Consider the following 16,879-nt stretch of genomic DNA (forward strand, 5'->3'; position numbering starts at 1 on the left):
CCTTTCCGCGTCCTGCGCCTGATCAGGCGGAGCGGAATCGCTCGACGATGACCTCGGCGATGCGCGGATCCGCCCCGAGCGGTGCGGAGACGAGGTCTGCTCCGGATCGCTCCACGAGACCGGCGAAGTACCCCGGCGCGAGAACATGACTCGCAGCGATCACGCGGGAAGCGCCGTTCTGCCGCGCAAAGGCGACGGCGTCGGCGATGCGGGGCTCGATCGCCGACGCGTACCCGATCGAGACCGGCACCGGGATCAGGTCGGCCAGGTGCGCCGCTGCCGTGGTGACATCGGCCACCGCCGCAGGATTGCTGGAGCCGGCCGCCGCGAGCACGACATGGTCGCCCGGGAGCCACCGATCATGCACGGCCGCGCGCAGCCGCGCGCGCAGCACCTCGGCGATCAGCGGGTGGGTGCCCAGCGGCTCTCCCTGCCGAACCCCGTCGTAGGGACTCACGGCGCGCACGATGTCGACCGCGGTATGGAACCCCACCGAGAGCAGCAGCGGCACCACGACGACGTCATCGTCGAGATGCTCCCGTTCGACGACCTCCGACACCGCGGGCTCCTGCACATCGACGAAGGCCTGGACGACTCGCGTGGTCGGGATGCGCTCACGCACCAGGTCGACGATCTCTTCGACCGTGCGACGTCCGGCTGGCGAATCCGTGCCATGGGAGCAGGCGACGAGAGTGGTCATCCGGGTTCCTCCACGGTGAGTCGGTAGCCGCGTTTGACGATGGTCTGGATCGCCGCAGCGCCGCCCAGCGCCTCTCGCAACCGCGCGACGGCCATCTCGACGGCGTGGGAGCTCTCGCCTCCTCGAGGCAATGCGAGCCCCAGCTCCTCCCGGGTGAGCACACGACCGGCGGCATCGAAGAGCTCGCTCAGGATGCTCGCTCCGGCACGCGAGAGCGGAATGAAGTCGCCGTCGATCAGGACACCGCCGCTGCGCATCTCCATCCCGCCCACAGCCGTACGCAACTGCGGAGCGGCACCGGACGCGTAGTGGTCGACGACGCAGCGCACCAGTGACCCCAGACGCCCACGCGCTGCGAGAGTGGTCTTGAGGCCGGCATCCGTGAGCGGCGCGGCCGTGATCGGCCCGACGGCGGCCAGCAGCAGACGCCCGGACGCGGCTCTCCGACGGATTGCGTCGAGCGCGTCGGCACGGACGGCCGTCCTGACCCACTCGGCCGCGCCGGGCGCGGAGGTGAAGAGGACGGCATCCACCTCCCCGGCACCCGCCTGCATGACGGAGCGATGCACGATCTGAGGGTCCGGCGGCGGACCCCACCGATACACGGTGATGCTGACCACGTCCGCCCCGAGCCGCGAGAGGAGGGTGTCGAGCCCGTCGGCGCCCGCGCCGTGATGCTGGATCGCGATCCGTCGCCCGAGCACTCCTTCGGCGGCGAGATACTCCCCCACCTCTGCGGAGGTCTCGGACTCGGCCACCCAATCGGCCACGAATCCCGCCTGCTGAATCGCCCCGTGCGCCTTGGGTCCTCGCGCGATGAACTGCGCTCCGGCCAGCGCTTCGGTGAGCTCCTCGGCCAGATCGTTCTCGTGGGCGGCGTCCATCCACCCGCGGAACCCCACCCCGGTCGTCACGACCACGATGTCGGGAGGGGACGCGATGAGATCCTCGGTGCGGGCGATGAGGACCTCATCGTCCTCGTTGGGGATGATGCTCAGGGCCGGCGCGCGGTACACCTGGCCGCCGCGTCGCTCGAGAGCCGAGACGAGGTCGCCGGAGCGCCTGTCAGCGGCCACGACGATGGTGCATCCGGCCAGGACCGGAGTCAGTGGAGCACGAATCGTCACGCCAGGACAGCCCCGATCGATTCTGAGGACGGGAGAAGCAGCGCCGCGCTCGCGACCTCTCCGATCACGATCACCGCAGGGTTCCGGAGGCCGACGGCCCGTGCGTCCGCGACAGCGCGTCCGAGGGTGGTGCGCGTCGTGCGCTGCTGAGCCGTGTGGCCGCTCTCGACGAACGCCATCGGCCGCTCCGCCGGTACGCCGTGTGCAAGCGCCGCAGCCACCAGACGGTCGAGGGCGGCCACCCCCATCAGGACGACCGTGGTCACGGTCGCATCGGCCAGCGCCGCGAGCGTGCCCTCGCCGATCCTGCCCTGACCGTTCACGACATGGAACGCCGCAGCCGTGCCGCGATGCGTGACCGGGATTCCCGCAGCCTGGGGAACGGCGACCGCACTCGAGACGCCCGGCGTGACGTCGACGGGGATACCCGCAGCCAGGCACGCCTGCATCTCCTCGCCTCCGCGTCCGAAGACGAACGGATCCCCGCCCTTCAGGCGAACGACGCGCCGGCCCTCCACTGCCCGCGCCACGATGATCCGGTTGATCTCCTCCTGCGGCACGGGGTGTCGACCGGGGACCTTCCCCACGTCGATCACCTCGACATCGGGATCGAGCCCGCGGACGATCTCGGCAGCGGGTCCCAGCCTGTCGGTCACGACGACGTCCGCTTCGGCAATCAGGCGTCGGGCGCGCACCGTCATCAGGTCCACGGGCCCCGGTCCGCCTCCGACCAGGTCGACGCGTCCGCTCCGACCGGCACGGCGCCGCCGGAGCGGCAGGCGTCCTTCGCCCACGAGGTCGACGATCGCATCCCGGACGGCGACGGACCGACGGGGATCCGCACCGACTGTACTGGTCACCGCGACGGTCACGTCGCCGACCTCGGCCTGCGCGGTGAGCCTGGTCGACCCGTGGGCACCGTCCGACGCGTTGATGCACAGGATCCGCTTGCCCTCGCACCGCTCTGCGACTTCGCGGTCGACGCGAGCATCACCCGTGGCCGCGTGCACGAGCCAGGCGCCGGTCATATCCGATCCGCGGAAGCGACCCGGACGCCAGGCGAGTCCGAAACGCTCGACCAGCAACGCGGTGTCCGGGTGCAGTTCGGGGGCGACGAGCCGCACGCGCGCTCCTTCTTCGAGGAAGCGTCGGAGCCTGCGGGCCGCCACGGCCCCACCGCCCACCATGAGCACATCACGTCCAGTGAGGTCGATTCCCAGCATCACGGTCATCGCGTCTCCTCGATGTTCAGCTCGATCTGACCTTCGCGAACCGTGACATCCCACACCCGCAATGCCGACGGCGCCCTGCCCTGCGTGTCGAGGCATTCGCCCGTGCGCAGATCGAAGACCTGCTTGTGCATCGGCGATGCCAGCGTCGGCACATCGCCCCGCGTGCCCACGATCCCGCGGGACATCACGTGGGCGCCGCTGTAGGGGTCGAGGTTGGACACCGCATGCACCGTGCCGTCGGCGAGGAGGAACAGTGCGATCTGGACCGTGCCGAACAGCGCCGCCCTGCCCCTCTCCACCTCGAGGTCGCTGAGCCCGCACACGCGGACCCGCCTTCCGGTCTCGACTCCGAGCGTCATCGCCGCACCTCCAGAGTCGTGCCCGCGATGAGGACGGACGCGTCCGATCGTTCCTCCGTCGTCGCCGGCCGCACCTGACCGCGCTCGGGCACATAGGCCAGAGACGGGTCGGGCGTGTCGGTCGCGTTCACGAATGACTCGAACCGCCGCAGCTTCACCGGGTCGCGCAGGGTCGCCGCCCACTCGTCCTCATAGCGGTCGACGTGCACGCTCATGGCCGCGTCGAGGTCATCGCAAATGCCCAGGCTGTCGTCGAAGATCACCTCGCGCAGGCCGTCGAGCCCGCCGTCGAGCTCGGCGCACCACCCCGCCGTGCGCTGCAGGCGGTCGGCGGTGCGGATGTAGTACATGAAGAAGCGGTCGATCGCGCGGATGAGGCCCTCATCGTCGAGGTCCGCTGCCAGCAGTTCCGCGTGCCGCGGCGAGAAGCCGCCGTTGCCGCCGACATACATGTTCCAGCCCGTCTCGGTGGCGATCACACCCACGTCCTTCGAACGGGCTTCCGCGCACTCACGCGCGCACCCCGACACCCCGACCTTGAGCTTGTGCGGCGCGCGCAGACCGCGATACCGCAGCTCGAGGCGCACGGCCATGCCGACGGCGTCGAGCACCCCGTACCGGCACCAGGTCGAACCGACGCACGACTTCACCGTGCGCAGCGCCTTGCCGTACGCCTGTCCGGACTCGAACCCGGCGTCGACCAGCCGCTGCCAGATCTGCGGCAGCTGCTCGAGCCGGGCGCCGAACATGTCGATCCGCTGCCCACCGGTGATCTTCGTGTACAGCCCGTAGGTCTCCGCGATGTTCCCGATCGCGATCAGCCCCGCAGGGGTGACCTCGCCGCCCGGCATCCGCGGCACCACCGAGTAGGTGCCGTCCTTCTGCATGTTGGCCATCACGTGGTCGTTGGTGTCCTGCAGAGCGGCGTTCTCGCCGTCCAGCACATGCGCTCCGACGAGCACCGAGAGGATGCTCGCGAGGGCGGGCTTGCAGATGTCGCAGCCGCGGCCGCTCCCGAAACGATCGATGATCGCGCTGAATGTCGTGAGTTCGGCGACCCGCACCGCATCGAAGAGCTGGCGACGCGACATCGAGAAGTGCTCGCACAGGGCGTCGGACGTCGCCTGTCCGAGTTTCGTCAGCTCCTGACCGACGATCTTCTTGACCGCGAAGATGCAGGAGCCGCAGGTGGCACCGGCCTTGGTGCAGGCCTTCACGCCGGCGGCATCCGTGCATCCTTCGGCGTGCACCGCCTCGCGGATGCGACCGGCCGTCACGTTCGAGCAGGAGCACACGACCGCATCCGCGGGCAGCTCGCTGTCGGGTAGCGACGTGCCGCCCTCCGGCATGAGGTAGGCGGCGGGATCCGCGCCCAGCGCTGCTCCCACCAGGGGCCGGAGCGAGCCGTATGCCGAGGCGTCACCGACCAGGATGCCGCCCAGCAGGGTCTTCGCGTTGTCGGAGAGGACGAGCTTCTTGTAGACCCCGTTGACCGGGTCGGTATACACGACGTCCAGCGCGTTCGGGGTGGTCGCGAAGGCGTCGCCGAAACTCGCGACGTCCACGCCGGAAAGCTTGAGCTTCGCGGAATCGTCGTAGCCGGGGAACGTGGCATCGCCGCCGAGCAGTCGAGTGGCCGCCACCTCCGCCATGGCATATCCCGGGGCCACGAGACCGACGGAGCGTCCTTCGAAGCTGGCGACCTCGCCGATCGCGAGGATGTCTTCGTCTGCGGTGCGACACCTCGAATCGATCAGCACGCCGCCGCTGGGGTGCACGGCGAGTTGGGCGAGGCGGGCGAGCGAATCCTGCGGGCGCACGCCGACGGTGAAGATCACGATGTCCGTCTCGTGCATCGTGCCGTCCTGGAACTGCAGGGCCGCGACCGAGCCGGATGCATCCGGATCCAACCGCGTCGTCCGGGTTCCCGTGCGCACGTCGATGCCCTTCGACTCGATGAGGCGACGCAGGATGGTGCCGCCGGCGAGATCGAGCTGGGCGGACATGAGACGGTCGGATGACTGCACCACCGTGCAATCGACGTCGAGACCCTGCAACGCGCCGGCCGCCTCGAGGCCCAGCAGCCCGCCGCCGATCACAGTCCCCCGTAACGGACGGCCGAGTGCCGTCGCCCGGTGCCGGACGAATGCGTCGATCGCGGCGACGTCCTCGAGGGTTCGATAGACGAAGCAGCCCGGGAGGTCCGCACCGTCGACGGCCGGTCGCATGGCATACGAGCCCGTCGCGAGAACGAGCGTTCCGTAGGCATGGACCGCGCCCGAACGCGTGCGCACCGTGCGACCGACCCGATCGATTCCGGTGACGCGATCGTCGCCGATGAAGCGCACCCGGTCGTCCCGGAGCGTCTGCGCGTCCAGTGCGAGGTCTTCGGCGCTGGCGCCCGAGAAGAAAGAGGTCAGACCGACGCGGTCGTACGGTGCTCGCGCCTCCTCGCCGATGACCGTGACGGTCGGCGCCACGCCTGCTCCGCGGAGCAGGCTCTCCACGAACCGGTGCGCGACCATCCCGGCCCCCACCACCACGACATCCGACGATGTGCTCTCCCGAACGATCACGAGCCCTCCTCTGTCCGTGGACTCGACGATAGGGACACGGTGTTTCGCGAAAGGCCGGGGCGGTGTTACGCCGATCGAACGTTCTCCTCACAACTCGATAACAGTCGTGTGAGATCCCGCGACGGCCCGAGTCCGACGCCCCGGCGCGGGGCGTACTAGGCTGAGCCTCGTCCTTTCCGCCTCCCGCGGCCCTACCGCGCAAGGAGAATCACGTGTCTGCCACCGAGCCTTCGAAGCCGACTCCCCCTGTCCCCGCACCGCCCGCTGTGCCGATGCCGCCGAAGACGCCGAAGCCGGTAGCGGTGACACCCGCGGCTCCCGCGCCGTCGCCCGCCGCATCGGCGACCTCTGCCGAATGGGGTCGCGTGTCCGACGACGGCACCGTCGAGGTGCGCGAAGGCGACGTCTGGCGCGTCGTCGGGCAGTATCCCGACGGCACACCCGAGGAGGCGCTCGCCTACTTCGTGCGCAAGTTCGACGACATCGCCTTCAAGGTGCACACCCTCGAACAGCGCAAGCAGTCCGGTGGGGCATCGGCGAGCGACCTCGCGAAGCAGGCCGCTCACCTCATCGACGAAGCGACGGACGCCGCCGCGGTCGGCGACCTCGCTGGTCTCCGCGACCGGCTGAACACCCTGACCTCATCGCTGTCCGAAGCGACCGAGCAGGAGGCCAAGCAGGCCAAGGAGCTCGTCGACAAGGCGATCGCCGAGCGCACTGCGCTCGTCGAGAAGGCCGAGGCCATCGCCGCACGCGATCTCAGCAAGGTGCAGTGGAAGCAGGTCACCGCCGAGCTCGGCGAACTCTTCGACGCATGGCAGGCCCAGCAGCAGAGCGGTCCCCGCCTCTCCAAGGGCATCTCCCAGCAGCTCTGGAAGCGGTTCCGCGATGCGCGCGCCGTGGTCGACAAGCAGCGTCGAGCCTTCTACTCCGAACTCGACGACGCGCACAAGAGCGCCCGCGACGTGAAGACCCGCCTGGTCGAGCGCGCCGAGGCCCTCGCTCCGCGTGGCACCGACGGGATCCCCGCCTACCGCACACTGCTCGACGAGTGGAAAGCGGCCGGGCGCGCCGGGCGCAAGGCCGACGACGCGCTCTGGGCGCGGTTCAAAGCCGCGGGTGATGCGCTGTACGCGGCTCGCGCCGAGCAGTCCGCCGCCGAGGAGGCGGAGTCCGCGCCGAAGATCGAGGCCCGAGAGGCTCTTCTCGAAGAGGCCAAGGCCGTCGCGGACGAGTCGAACATCAAACGCGCTCGCGCGCTGCTGACCCGCATCCAGCGTCAGTGGGACGAGATCGGCCGCATCTTCCCCCGCGACAAGGAGCGCGCGCTCGACGACAAGCTCCGCACGATCGAGCAGGGGCTGAAGGCCCGCGAAGACGTGGACTGGAAGAAGAACAACCCCGAGACGAAGGCACGCGCGAACGACATGAGCTCGCAGCTGCTGGAGGCGATCGAGAAGCTCGAAGCCGAGGTCGCCGCTGCAGAGAAGGCCGGCGACAAGAAGGCAGCCAAGGAGGCAGCCGACGCCCTCGAGGCTCGGCGCGCCTGGCTGAGCGCTCTGGGCGGCTGACCCTTCTCCACAGGTCTCCGCGACCGTCTCGAACGCGGGGTGCACTGCGCCAGACTGGCGTGATGCACCCCGCGTTCCTCTATGTTCCCGGCGAGCGGCTGAGTCAGACCGAGCTCAGCGCAGCCCGCATCGACGGTCATGTCGTCGACGTGGGCGATGCGTACATCCCGGCCGACCTCGTGGAGGGTCCGGACGTACGGGCGAGCACAGTCGCCGCACTCGTCCGGCCGGGGACCGCCGCCTGCAACCAGACGGCCGCATGGATCCACGGGGCGGGCGACACGCCACCGGCCGTGCATCACGTGAAGCGGTGCGTGGATCGCCGGATCCGTCCGGTCACCAGCGCGCGCCTCGTCTTCCACGACACTCTGCTCCCGGCAGAAGACGTCTGCGTCCTGGGCGGCGTCGCGGTGTCCAGCCCGGCGCGGACCATGCTCGACCTCGCGACGACGTTGCATCGCGACCCGCGAGTGCTGCCGTGGATGGACCTGCTCGCCGCCGCATGTCCAGACACACCGGAGGCGGCGCTGCGGGACCTGCGGGACCTGCGACGTGTGCCGGGCAGTCGCATGGGCTCGGCGGCTCTGGAGCGCCTCGCCCTCAGGAGGAGGTGACCCGGTAGACGTCGTACACGGCGTCGATCCGACGGACAGCGTTCAGCACGCGGTCCAGGTGCACCGCATCGCCCATCTCGAAGACGAACCGGCTCAGCGCCAACCGCTCATCGGTGGTCGTGACGGTCGCCGAGAGGATGTTGACGTGGTGCTCGCTCAGCACCCGCGTCACGTCGGAGAGGAGCCCCGAGCGGTCGAGCGCCTCGACCTGGATCTGCACGCGGAACACGCTCTTGGTCGTGGGCGCCCATGACACCTCGACGAAGCGGTCCTGCTCGTTGCTGAGCGCCTTGACGTTGACGCAGTCCGCCCGGTGCACCGAGACCCCGCTGCCGCGCGTCACGAATCCGACGATCTGATCACCGGGAACCGGCGTGCAGCACTTGGCGAGCTTCACCAGGATGTCGTTGGCGCCGCGTACGAGCACTCCGGAGTCGCCGGAACGCGGCTCACGCGTCGGGACGCTGCCGGGGAGATCGATCGCGCCCGTGCTCGGATCGTTGGCCGCGACCAGAGCCGTGACCTTCTCGAGCACCGATTGCGTCGACACGTGTCCTTCGCCGACCGCGGCGTAGAGCGCGGAGACGTCTTCGTAGTGCAGTCCACGAGCGACCTCGGCGAACGAGTCCTGGCTCATCAGCTTCTGCAGCGGCAGGTTCTGGCGGCGCATCGCTCGGGCGATGGCCTCCTTGCCCTGCTCGATGGCCTCTTCGCGACGCTCCTTGGTGAACCAGCCGCGGATCTTGTTCCGCGCTCGCGTGCTCGCGACGAAACCGAGCCAGTCCTGGCTGGGACCGGCATCGGGGTTCTTCGAGGTGAACACCTCGACCACGTCGCCGCTCTTGAGTTCCGACTCCAGGGGCACGAGGCGACCGTTGACCTTCGCCCCCATGGTGCGGTGGCCGATCTCGGTGTGCACCGCGTAGGCGAAGTCCACGGGGGTCGCGCTGGCGGGCAGTCCGATCACCCGCCCCTTCGGCGTGAAGACGTAGACCTCCTTCGCACCGATCTCGAAGCGCAGCGAGTCGAGGAATTCCCCGGGATCGGCGGTCTCGGCCTGCCAGTCGGAGATGTGCGCGAGCCACGCCATGTCGGTGTCGGAGGCACGGACCTCGGTCTTGCCTCCGCCGTTCATCCGCTCCTTGTACATCCAGTGCGCGGCCACGCCGTACTCGGCCTGCTGGTGCATCTCGTGGGTGCGGATCTGGATCTCGACCGTGCGCCCGGCGGGGCCGATGACCGTGGTGTGCAGCGACTGGTAGAGGTTGAACTTCGGGGTGGCGATGTAGTCCTTGAACCTGCCGGGCAGCGGCGTCCAACGCGCGTGGATCGCACCGAGGACGGCGTAGCAATCGCGAACCGACGCGACGAGGACGCGGATGCCGATCAGATCGTAGATGTCGTCGAACTCGCGTCCGCGGATGACCATCTTCTGATACACCGAGTAGAGCTGTTTCGGACGCCCGACGACCTTGCCGCGGATGCGGAGATCGCGCAGGTCCTCGTCGATCTCCTCGACGACCTGAGCGAGGTACTTCTCGCGCTGCGGGGTCCGCTGCGCGATGAGGCTGTGGATCTCGTTGTAGATCTTCGGGTGCAGCACGGCGAACGAGAGATCCTCGAGCTCCGACTTGATCGCCTGGATACCGAGGCGGTTCGCCAGCGGTGCGTAGATCTCGAGGGTTTCCTTGGCCTTCTTCGTCGCCTTCTCCGGTGGGACGAAACCCCAGGTACGCGCGTTGTGCAGTCGGTCGGCGAGCTTGATGAGCAGCACCCTGATGTCTTTCGACATCGCCACGATCATCTTCCGGACCGTCTCGGCCTGCGCACTCTCGCCGTACTTGACCTTGTCGAGCTTGGTCACGCCGTCGACGAGCATCGCCACCTCGTCGCCGAACTCGGCGGTGAGATCGGTCAGCGCGTAGCCGGTGTCTTCGACAGTGTCGTGCAGGAGTGCAGCCGCGATCGCCCGTGGACCGAGGCCGAGCTCGGCGAGGATCTGGGCGACAGCCAGCGGATGCGTGATGTACGGCTCGCCGCTCTGGCGCTTCTGCCCCTCGTGCTTCTCCTTGGCGACCGCGTATGCGCGTTCGATGACGGAGAAGTCACCCTTGGGGTGGTTCGCGCGAACGGTGCGGATCAGGTTGTCGAGGTCGTTGATGCGGGACGCGCGGGAGAAGATGCGGGGAACCAGTCGTCGCAGACTAGAACCCTGCGATGACGTCTGCGGTTCCGCCATCAACTCACCTCCCGATCAGTTCATCCTACGCGTGCTGAGGGCGCCGAGCTTCCGCTCGGGCGCCCCTCAGGCCTCGACCGATGCCCGGCTGCGAGCCTCGCGGATGCGGGCGTCGCGCTCCTTGAGCTGCGGCTCGTTCTCGCGGAACAGCGAGTACAGCGGAGCAGCCACGAACAGCGTGGAGTAGGTCGCCACGAGGATGCCGACGAAGATCGACAGCGAGATGTCAGTGAGCGATTCCGCGCCGAGCCAGAAGGCGCCGATGAAGAGCACCGCGCCGACGGGCAGCGCCGCGACGACAGACGTGTTGATGGAGCGCACGAGCGTCTGGTTCACGGCGAGGTTCACCGATTCGCCGAACAACCGGGCGGACTTCTCCCCGTCTTCGGTGGTGTTCTCCCTGATCTTGTCGAACACGACGGTGGTGTCGTACAGCGAGTACGCGAGGATCGTCAGGAAGCCGATGACGGCAGCCGGCGAGATCTCGAAGCCGGCCAGCGCATACACGCCGACCGTGATCACGAGCACATCGAGCAGGCCGATGATCGCCGCCGCCGACATCTTCCACGTGCGGAAGTAGATCGCGAGGATGAGGAAGGTGAGCGCCAGGAAGATCGCGAGACCCCACAGCGACTGCTTCGTGACATTCTCGCCCCAGGCGGGGCCGATGAACGACGACGCCACGTTGGACGGATCGACACCGTAGGCATCGGCGAGTGCTTCCGCGACCTCCTGCGTCTCGGCGGCGCTCATCTGGTCGGTCTGGACCCGGATGTCCTTCTCGTTGACGACGACGACCTTGGTCGCGGCTCCCGGAACGACCGACTGCACGGCCTCCTTCGCCGTCTTCTGGTCGACCGTGTCCGGTGCCTGCACCGTGAACTGAGACCCGCCGGTGAACTCGATCGAGAACTGGATGGGTCGGATGAGCGGCACGAGGGCCGAACCCACGACCAGCACGATCGCGATGATGAACCACAGGCGACGCTTGCCGACGAACGGGAAGGAGGTCTTGCCGGAGTAGAGGTTGTTTCCGAACTCATTCATGGAAGGCATCAGGCGTCTCCCTCACTTCCGGGCTTGGTGGGTCTGTCGCCCGCGAGTGCCTCGGCACGCTTGCGTTCCGCAATGGTCTGTCGGCGGTCTGCCTCGCCTCGGGAGCGGGCGTTCTTCGCCCCACGACCTGCAGACGCGGTCGTGACCTCCCGATACTGGGACCGGCTGCGGTACACCGCGCCGAGCGCCTCGGGATCGAGGCCGGAGAGCTTGTGTCCGCCTCCGAAGAACCGGGTGCGCGCGAGTAGCTGCATCACCGGGTGCGTGAAGATCACGAAGATGAACACGTCGATGAGCGTGGTGAGGCCGAGTGTGAAGGCGAAGCCCTTCACCGTGGCGTCCGCGAGGATGTAGAGCACGACCGCGGCGAGGATGTTGATCGACTTCGAGATGTAGATCGTGCGCTTCGCGCGACCCCAGCCGTCTTCGACGGCGGAAGTGATCGACTTCCCGTCACGGAGCTCGTCTCGTATTCGTTCGAAGTACACGATGAACGAGTCGGCCGTGAAGCCGATCGAGACGATCAGACCGGCGACGCCGGCGAGCGAGAGCCGGAAGCCGAGTCGCCACGCCAGGATGCAGATGATGATGTACGTCAGGATCGCCATCACCGCGATCGACGCGATGATCACCGAGCCGAGCGCGCGGTACACGATCAGCGAGTAGATGGCGACGAGTGCGAGACCGATGAGTCCCGCGATGAGGCCGATCTGCAGCTGCTGGGTTCCGAGCGTCGCGGAGATCGTGTCGGAGCTCTGGACGGTGAAGCTGAGGGGCAGCGCACCGAACTTCAGCTGGTCGGCGAGGGTGGTCGCCGTCTCCTGCGTGAAGCTGCCCGAGATGCTGGGGCGGCCGTCGAGGATGACGCCGTTCATCCGCGGAGCGCTGATGACGTCGCCGTCGAGAACGAACGCGAACTGATCGCGCGGCGACAGGCCGTCGATGCGGTTCTGGTTGAGCCGCGTGCTGACCTTGCCGAACGCGTCGCCGCCCTCGCCGTTCATGGTCAGCTGCACGATCCATGCGCCGGACTTCTGGTCGCGACCGGCGGAGGCGTCGGTGATCGCAGTGCCGTCGAGCTCCGTCGGGCCGAGGAGGAACTTCTGCGTCTTGTCCGGGGAGCACGCGACGACCGGTTGATCCTTGGGAGCACGCGCCGGGTCGTTGTCGGGGTTCTCGCAGTCGTAGGCCTGGAACTCCGCTGCCAGCTTGTCCGTCACCCAGGACAGGTCGCTCGCGTCTGTCGGCTCGGCGGTCGGCGTCGCATTGAGTGAGGGGTCCGGGCTGGGGTAGGGAGTGGAGTTCCCATCCTCCCCGACGAACTCGGTGCTCGCGGCCGTTGTGTACAGGACCGGCCGCAGCTCGAGCTGCGCGCTCGCCTGAATGCGCTCACGCGTCTGCGCGTCCGCCTCGCCCGGGATCTGGACGACGATGTTCTGTCCGCCCTCGGTCGTGATGTCGGCCTCGGCCACACCCGACGCGTCCACGCGCTGGCGGATGATCGCCGCGGCCTGGTCGAGCTGCTCCTGCGTGGGAGCCGCTCCGTCCTCGGTCTCGGCGCTGAGGACGATCTGGGTGCCGCCCTGCAGGTCGAGCGCGAGCTCGGGAGTCCAGGAGCTGACCGGCTGTCCTTCGGCGTCCTTGATGACGTACACGCCCAGGGAGTTGATGCCGAAGAGCACACCCGTCACGAGGAGCAGGCCGAGGAGGACCCGCCAGGCGTGACGGACGGGAGAGGATGAAGCCACGTGTGTTCAGCTTTCTGGGAGGACGGAGATCCGAAGGGCCGCGCCGGCCGCGGAGATTACTTGTCGTCGGCGTCGCGCTCGAGGCGAGCGCGCGTCTCCTCGGGGGTCTCGAGCTCAGGGGCGGCCGACTCTTCGACGACCGGCTCCTCGACCACGTCGACGGGCACGTCGACGACGGCGTCCTTGGGCTCGACGACGCGGAGGATCGCCTGGCTGTGGACATCGATGATGGTGCCAGGAGCGATCTCGACGAGTGCCGGCGTGTCGAGGTCCTCGGGGTCGTACGAGACGATCGTGCCGTAGATGCCGCCCTGCAGGAGCACCTTGGCGCCGGGAACGGTCTTGGTCGCCTTCTCCTCCTGCTCGGCCTTCATCTGCTTCGTGCGCTTGCGCGTGTTGAAGATCATGAACACGAGGAGGACGGCGAGAAGGCCGAAGAGCAGGAATTCCATGGGCATGGGGGAAGCGCCTTTCTCAGGTGCACGCTCCAGCCTTTGGGCGCGCGAAGGTAACCGGGAAGTCTTCAGTGATTATAGGTCATCCAACTTAAGCATCCCGTCCGGATGCGCGACCCCGAGGTGCTCGTACGCTTCCGGCATCGCCACGCGACCACGCGGAGTCCGCCCCAGGAACCCGATGCGCACGAGGTACGGCTCCACCACGCTCTCCACGGTCTCGCCCTCTTCGCCGACCGCCACGGCGAGCGTGCTCAAGCCCACCGGTCCCCCACGGAACCGGCGGACCAGGGCCTCCAGCACCGCACGGTCGAGCCGATCGAGACCGATCGCGTCGACATCGTAGAGTTCGAGCGCCGCGCGCACGTCGTGGATCGTCGCCCCACCGTCTCCGTGCACGAGCGCGTAGTCGCGGACCCGGCGCAGCAGGCGGTTCGCGATGCGAGGCGTGCCTCGGGAGCGGCGTGCGATCTCGGAGAGCGCATCGGTCGGCACGTCGACGCCGAGAACCGCGGCCGAGCGGGCGATGACCCGCTCGAGCTCGGACTCGTCGTAGAACTCGAGGTGTCCGGTGAACCCGAAGCGGTCGCGTAGCGGATTCGGCAGCAGACCGGATCGCGTCGTCGCACCGACCAGCGTGAAGGGCGAGAGCTCGAGCGGGATGCTCGTCGCTCCCGCGCCCTTGCCGACCATGATGTCGATCCGGTAGTCCTCCATCGCGAGGTACAGCATCTCTTCTGCGGAACGCGCCATGCGGTGGATCTCGTCGATGAAGAGCACCTCCCCCGGCACCAGGCTCGAGAGGAGGGCCGCGAGGTCGCCGGCGTGCTGGATGGCCGGGCCGCTCGACATGCGCAGCGGCCGCTCGCTCTCATGGGCCACGATCATCGCCAGAGTCGTCTTCCCGAGTCCAGGAGGGCCGGCGAGGAGAATGTGATCGGCGGGTCGGTTCTGGATGCGTGCAGCGTCGAGCAGCAGTTGCAGCTGCCCTCGCACCTTCTGCTGTCCGACGAAATCGCCGAGGCTCGTGGGACGCAGCGCGCCCTCGATGGCGAGCTCGGTCTCGTCGGAGGGTTCCGTCGCGTCGAGAGGATCAGACACGGGCCTGGCCTCCCTGCGCAGGGCCGAGGAGGGCGAGGGTGCGTCGCAACAGCAGGGCGACGGTTGCCCGCTCCGCCTCCGACGCCTCGGACGCCGTCTGGGCCGCTGCCTCGGCGGCCACCTTCTCCGACCACCCGAGACCGACCAGTGCCGCCGCCACCTGGGTGACGACATCGGTGCTGCCCGACACCACCGGCCTCGACGGCGCCGCGAACGACTGCACCTTGCCGGCGAGCTGGAGCACGATGAGCTTCGCCGTCTTGGGGCCGATCCCGGAGACCCGCCGGAACGGCGCGTCGTCTTCCGCTGTCACGGCTTCGGCGATCTGATCCCCCGTGAGGTGCGAGAGCACTCCCAAGGCCGACTTCGGCCCGACCCCGGTCACGCTGATCAGGAGTCCGAAGATCTCGAGCTCGCCCCGGTCGGCGAAGCCGAACAGGGAGAGGGAGTCTTCGCGGACGATGAGGCTCGTGTGCAGAAGGAGCTTCTCCCCCACGGTCGCGGTGTGCGCGACGTCGGCGGGGACGGCGACGGCGAACCCGACACCACCCACGTCGATGACGACCTGATCGGACGTCGCATGCAGGACGACGCCGTGCAGTGAGGAGATCATCCCCTCAGCCTAGGGTGTGGTTCGGACGTATGTTCGAGCGACACGCTTCTCGGCATCCGCCCATGCCCGTTGCGCGGGAGTCAGCGCAGCCGATCCGGATGCCGCAGGTCCTCCGCGCCGCCACGCGTGGCACAGCGCGATCGCCAGGGCGTCGGCTGCGTCGGCCGGCTGCGGAAGCGCGTCCAGCCGCAGGATGCGCGCGATCATCGTCTGCACCTGCCGTTTGTCGGCAGCGCCGTACCCCGTGACGGCCGCCTTGACCTCGCTCGGGGTGTGGGTGGCTGCGGGCAGGCCGGATTCGGCAGCGATCAGCAGCGCGACTCCACTCGCCTGTGCGGTGCCCATCACGGTGTGGGTGTTCTGCTGAGCGAACACCCGCTCGACGGCGACCGCGTCCGGTCGGTGCTCCGCGATGACGTCGCGGATTCCGGCAGCGACGATCGCCAGACGATCACCGATCTCGGCATCCGGTGCCGATCGGATCACTCCGACGTGCACCAGCGTGCCGCGGCGTGAACGATCGACATCCACGACGCCGACACCGCAGCGCGTGAGGCCGGGGTCGATGCCGAGCACGCGCAGAGAGGAGGTCACTCCCCCAGGCTAGGCGGCCGAAGAGGCGCCGCCCGTCCGGCGCGCCTACGCGTCGTCGTTCTCGAGCTCGGCCTGCACCTCGGCCGAGAGGTCGAAGTTGGTGAACACGTTCTGCACGTCTTCGCTGTCTTCGAGCGCATCGATAAGGCGGAAGATCTTGCGCGCGGTGTCGGCGTCGATCTCGACCTTGAGGTTCGGCACGAACTCGACGTCGGCGGACTCGTAATCGATGCCGGCTTCCTGGAGCGCGCTGCGCACGGCCACCAGGTCGGTGGCCTCGGTGATGACCTCGAACCCCTCGGCATGCGGCTCGATCTCCTCGGCCCCGGCCTCGAGTGCCGCCATCATGACGTCGTCCTCGGTGGTTCCCTCGGAGCCGACGACGATGACGCCCTTGCGGCTGAAGTTGTAGGCGACGCTGCCGGGGTCGGCCAGGGTCCCGCCGTTGCGGCTGAGCGCGGTGCGCACCTCGGCTGCTGCGCGGTTCTTGTTGTCGGTCAGACACTCGATCATGAGCGCCACACCGTTGGGCCCGTATCCCTCGTACATGATCGAGAGGTACTCGACGGCCTCGCCGCCGATGCCCGCACCGCGCTTCACCGCGCGGTCGATGTTGTCCTTAGGGACGGACGTCTTCTTGGCCTTCTGAACCGCGTCGAAGAGCGTCGGGTTGCCCGCCAGGTCGGGTCCGCCGAGCTTCGCGGCGACCTCGATGTTCTTGATGAGCTTGGCCCAGGACTTCGCGCGCCTGGAGTCGATGATGGCCTTCTTGTGCTTCGTGGTCGCCCACTTGGAATGCCCGGACATAAGTCTCCGCTCGTCGTATCCGCCCCGGAGCGTGCCCAGGGCGTCGTCCATTCTATCGAAAAGCCGCGGCCGGCCGAGCTGCGCCCG

15 protein-coding genes are annotated in these 16,879 nt (G+C 68.4%); 2 read left to right on the forward strand and 13 right to left on the reverse strand.

Features of this window, described 5'->3' with window-relative positions; translation table 11 throughout:
* Positions 1 to 22: 22 nt before the first annotated feature.
* Genes ACFC14_RS14885 through nirB form a run of 5 tightly spaced genes read right to left on the reverse strand, consistent with a single transcriptional unit; the run spans position 23 to position 5,943 of the window.
* Complete coding sequence (locus ACFC14_RS14885) at positions 23 to 700, reverse strand: sirohydrochlorin chelatase (RefSeq protein ID WP_376106019.1); 678 nt, start codon at positions 698 to 700, stop codon at positions 23 to 25.
* On the reverse strand, positions 697 to 1,827 hold the full coding sequence (locus ACFC14_RS14890) for a uroporphyrinogen-III synthase (protein WP_376106021.1): 1,131 nt from the start codon (positions 1,825 to 1,827) through the stop codon (positions 697 to 699). The genes ACFC14_RS14885 and ACFC14_RS14890 overlap by 4 nt, the downstream gene beginning before the upstream one ends.
* The gene (gene cobA, locus ACFC14_RS14895; RefSeq protein WP_376106024.1) at positions 1,824 to 3,059 is read right to left on the reverse strand and encodes a uroporphyrinogen-III C-methyltransferase; all 1,236 of its coding nucleotides are present in this window, start codon (positions 3,057 to 3,059) and stop codon (positions 1,824 to 1,826) included. The genes ACFC14_RS14890 and cobA overlap by 4 nt, the downstream gene beginning before the upstream one ends.
* Complete coding sequence (gene nirD / locus ACFC14_RS14900) at positions 3,056 to 3,418, reverse strand: nitrite reductase small subunit NirD (protein ID WP_376106027.1); 363 nt, start codon at positions 3,416 to 3,418, stop codon at positions 3,056 to 3,058. Before nirD ends, cobA begins: the two co-directional genes overlap by 4 nt.
* A complete protein-coding gene (gene nirB, locus ACFC14_RS14905; RefSeq protein ID WP_376107217.1) occupies positions 3,415 to 5,943 on the reverse strand; it encodes a nitrite reductase large subunit NirB in 2,529 nt (842 codons plus the stop codon). Before nirB ends, nirD begins: the two co-directional genes overlap by 4 nt.
* 263 nt (positions 5,944 to 6,206) lie before the next feature.
* Here nirB and ACFC14_RS14910 point away from each other — a divergent pair, with 263 nt between their 5' ends.
* Together ACFC14_RS14910 and ACFC14_RS14915 are read left to right on the forward strand one after the other, a co-directional pair.
* Positions 6,207 to 7,565, forward strand: coding sequence for a DUF349 domain-containing protein (locus ACFC14_RS14910; RefSeq protein ID WP_376106030.1), 1,359 nt, complete (start codon positions 6,207 to 6,209; stop codon positions 7,563 to 7,565).
* A 62-nt stretch (positions 7,566 to 7,627) separates the two neighbouring features.
* Complete coding sequence (locus ACFC14_RS14915) at positions 7,628 to 8,179, forward strand: type IV toxin-antitoxin system AbiEi family antitoxin (protein ID WP_376106033.1); 552 nt, start codon at positions 7,628 to 7,630, stop codon at positions 8,177 to 8,179.
* Here ACFC14_RS14915 and ACFC14_RS14920 read toward each other — a convergent pair.
* From ACFC14_RS14920 to ACFC14_RS14955, 8 genes are all read right to left on the reverse strand, one after another.
* Positions 8,166 to 10,418, reverse strand: coding sequence for a bifunctional (p)ppGpp synthetase/guanosine-3',5'-bis(diphosphate) 3'-pyrophosphohydrolase (locus ACFC14_RS14920; protein WP_136043972.1), 2,253 nt, complete (start codon positions 10,416 to 10,418; stop codon positions 8,166 to 8,168). The two genes, ACFC14_RS14915 and ACFC14_RS14920, sit on opposite strands and share 14 nt — an antisense overlap.
* A gap of 66 nt (positions 10,419 to 10,484) precedes the next feature.
* Positions 10,485 to 11,474 carry a protein translocase subunit SecF gene (gene secF / locus ACFC14_RS14925; RefSeq protein WP_376106037.1) on the reverse strand — a complete coding sequence of 330 codons (990 nt, stop codon included), beginning with the start codon at positions 11,472 to 11,474 and terminating at the stop codon, positions 10,485 to 10,487.
* The gene (gene secD / locus ACFC14_RS14930) at positions 11,474 to 13,222 is read right to left on the reverse strand and encodes a protein translocase subunit SecD (protein ID WP_376106040.1); all 1,749 of its coding nucleotides are present in this window, start codon (positions 13,220 to 13,222) and stop codon (positions 11,474 to 11,476) included. Before secD ends, secF begins: the two co-directional genes overlap by 1 nt.
* A 56-nt stretch (positions 13,223 to 13,278) precedes the next feature.
* A complete protein-coding gene (yajC, locus tag ACFC14_RS14935; protein ID WP_376106043.1) occupies positions 13,279 to 13,680 on the reverse strand; it encodes a preprotein translocase subunit YajC in 402 nt (133 codons plus the stop codon).
* Between the two features lie 72 nt (positions 13,681 to 13,752).
* A complete protein-coding gene (gene ruvB / locus ACFC14_RS14940; RefSeq protein WP_376106046.1) occupies positions 13,753 to 14,778 on the reverse strand; it encodes a Holliday junction branch migration DNA helicase RuvB in 1,026 nt (341 codons plus the stop codon).
* Entirely contained in the window at positions 14,771 to 15,391 is a 621-nt protein-coding gene (ruvA, locus tag ACFC14_RS14945) for a Holliday junction branch migration protein RuvA (protein ID WP_376106048.1), read from the reverse strand. The genes ruvB and ruvA overlap by 8 nt, the downstream gene beginning before the upstream one ends.
* 9 nt (positions 15,392 to 15,400) lie before the next feature.
* Entirely contained in the window at positions 15,401 to 15,985 is a 585-nt protein-coding gene (ruvC, locus tag ACFC14_RS14950) for a crossover junction endodeoxyribonuclease RuvC (RefSeq protein WP_376106051.1), read from the reverse strand.
* Between the two features lie 45 nt (positions 15,986 to 16,030).
* Entirely contained in the window at positions 16,031 to 16,792 is a 762-nt protein-coding gene (locus ACFC14_RS14955) for a YebC/PmpR family DNA-binding transcriptional regulator (protein WP_136044057.1), read from the reverse strand.
* Positions 16,793 to 16,879 lie beyond the last annotated feature (87 nt).

Source organism: Microbacterium sp. NPDC055988 (assembly GCF_042269505.1).
Lineage (GTDB): Bacteria > Actinomycetota > Actinomycetes > Actinomycetales > Microbacteriaceae > Microbacterium.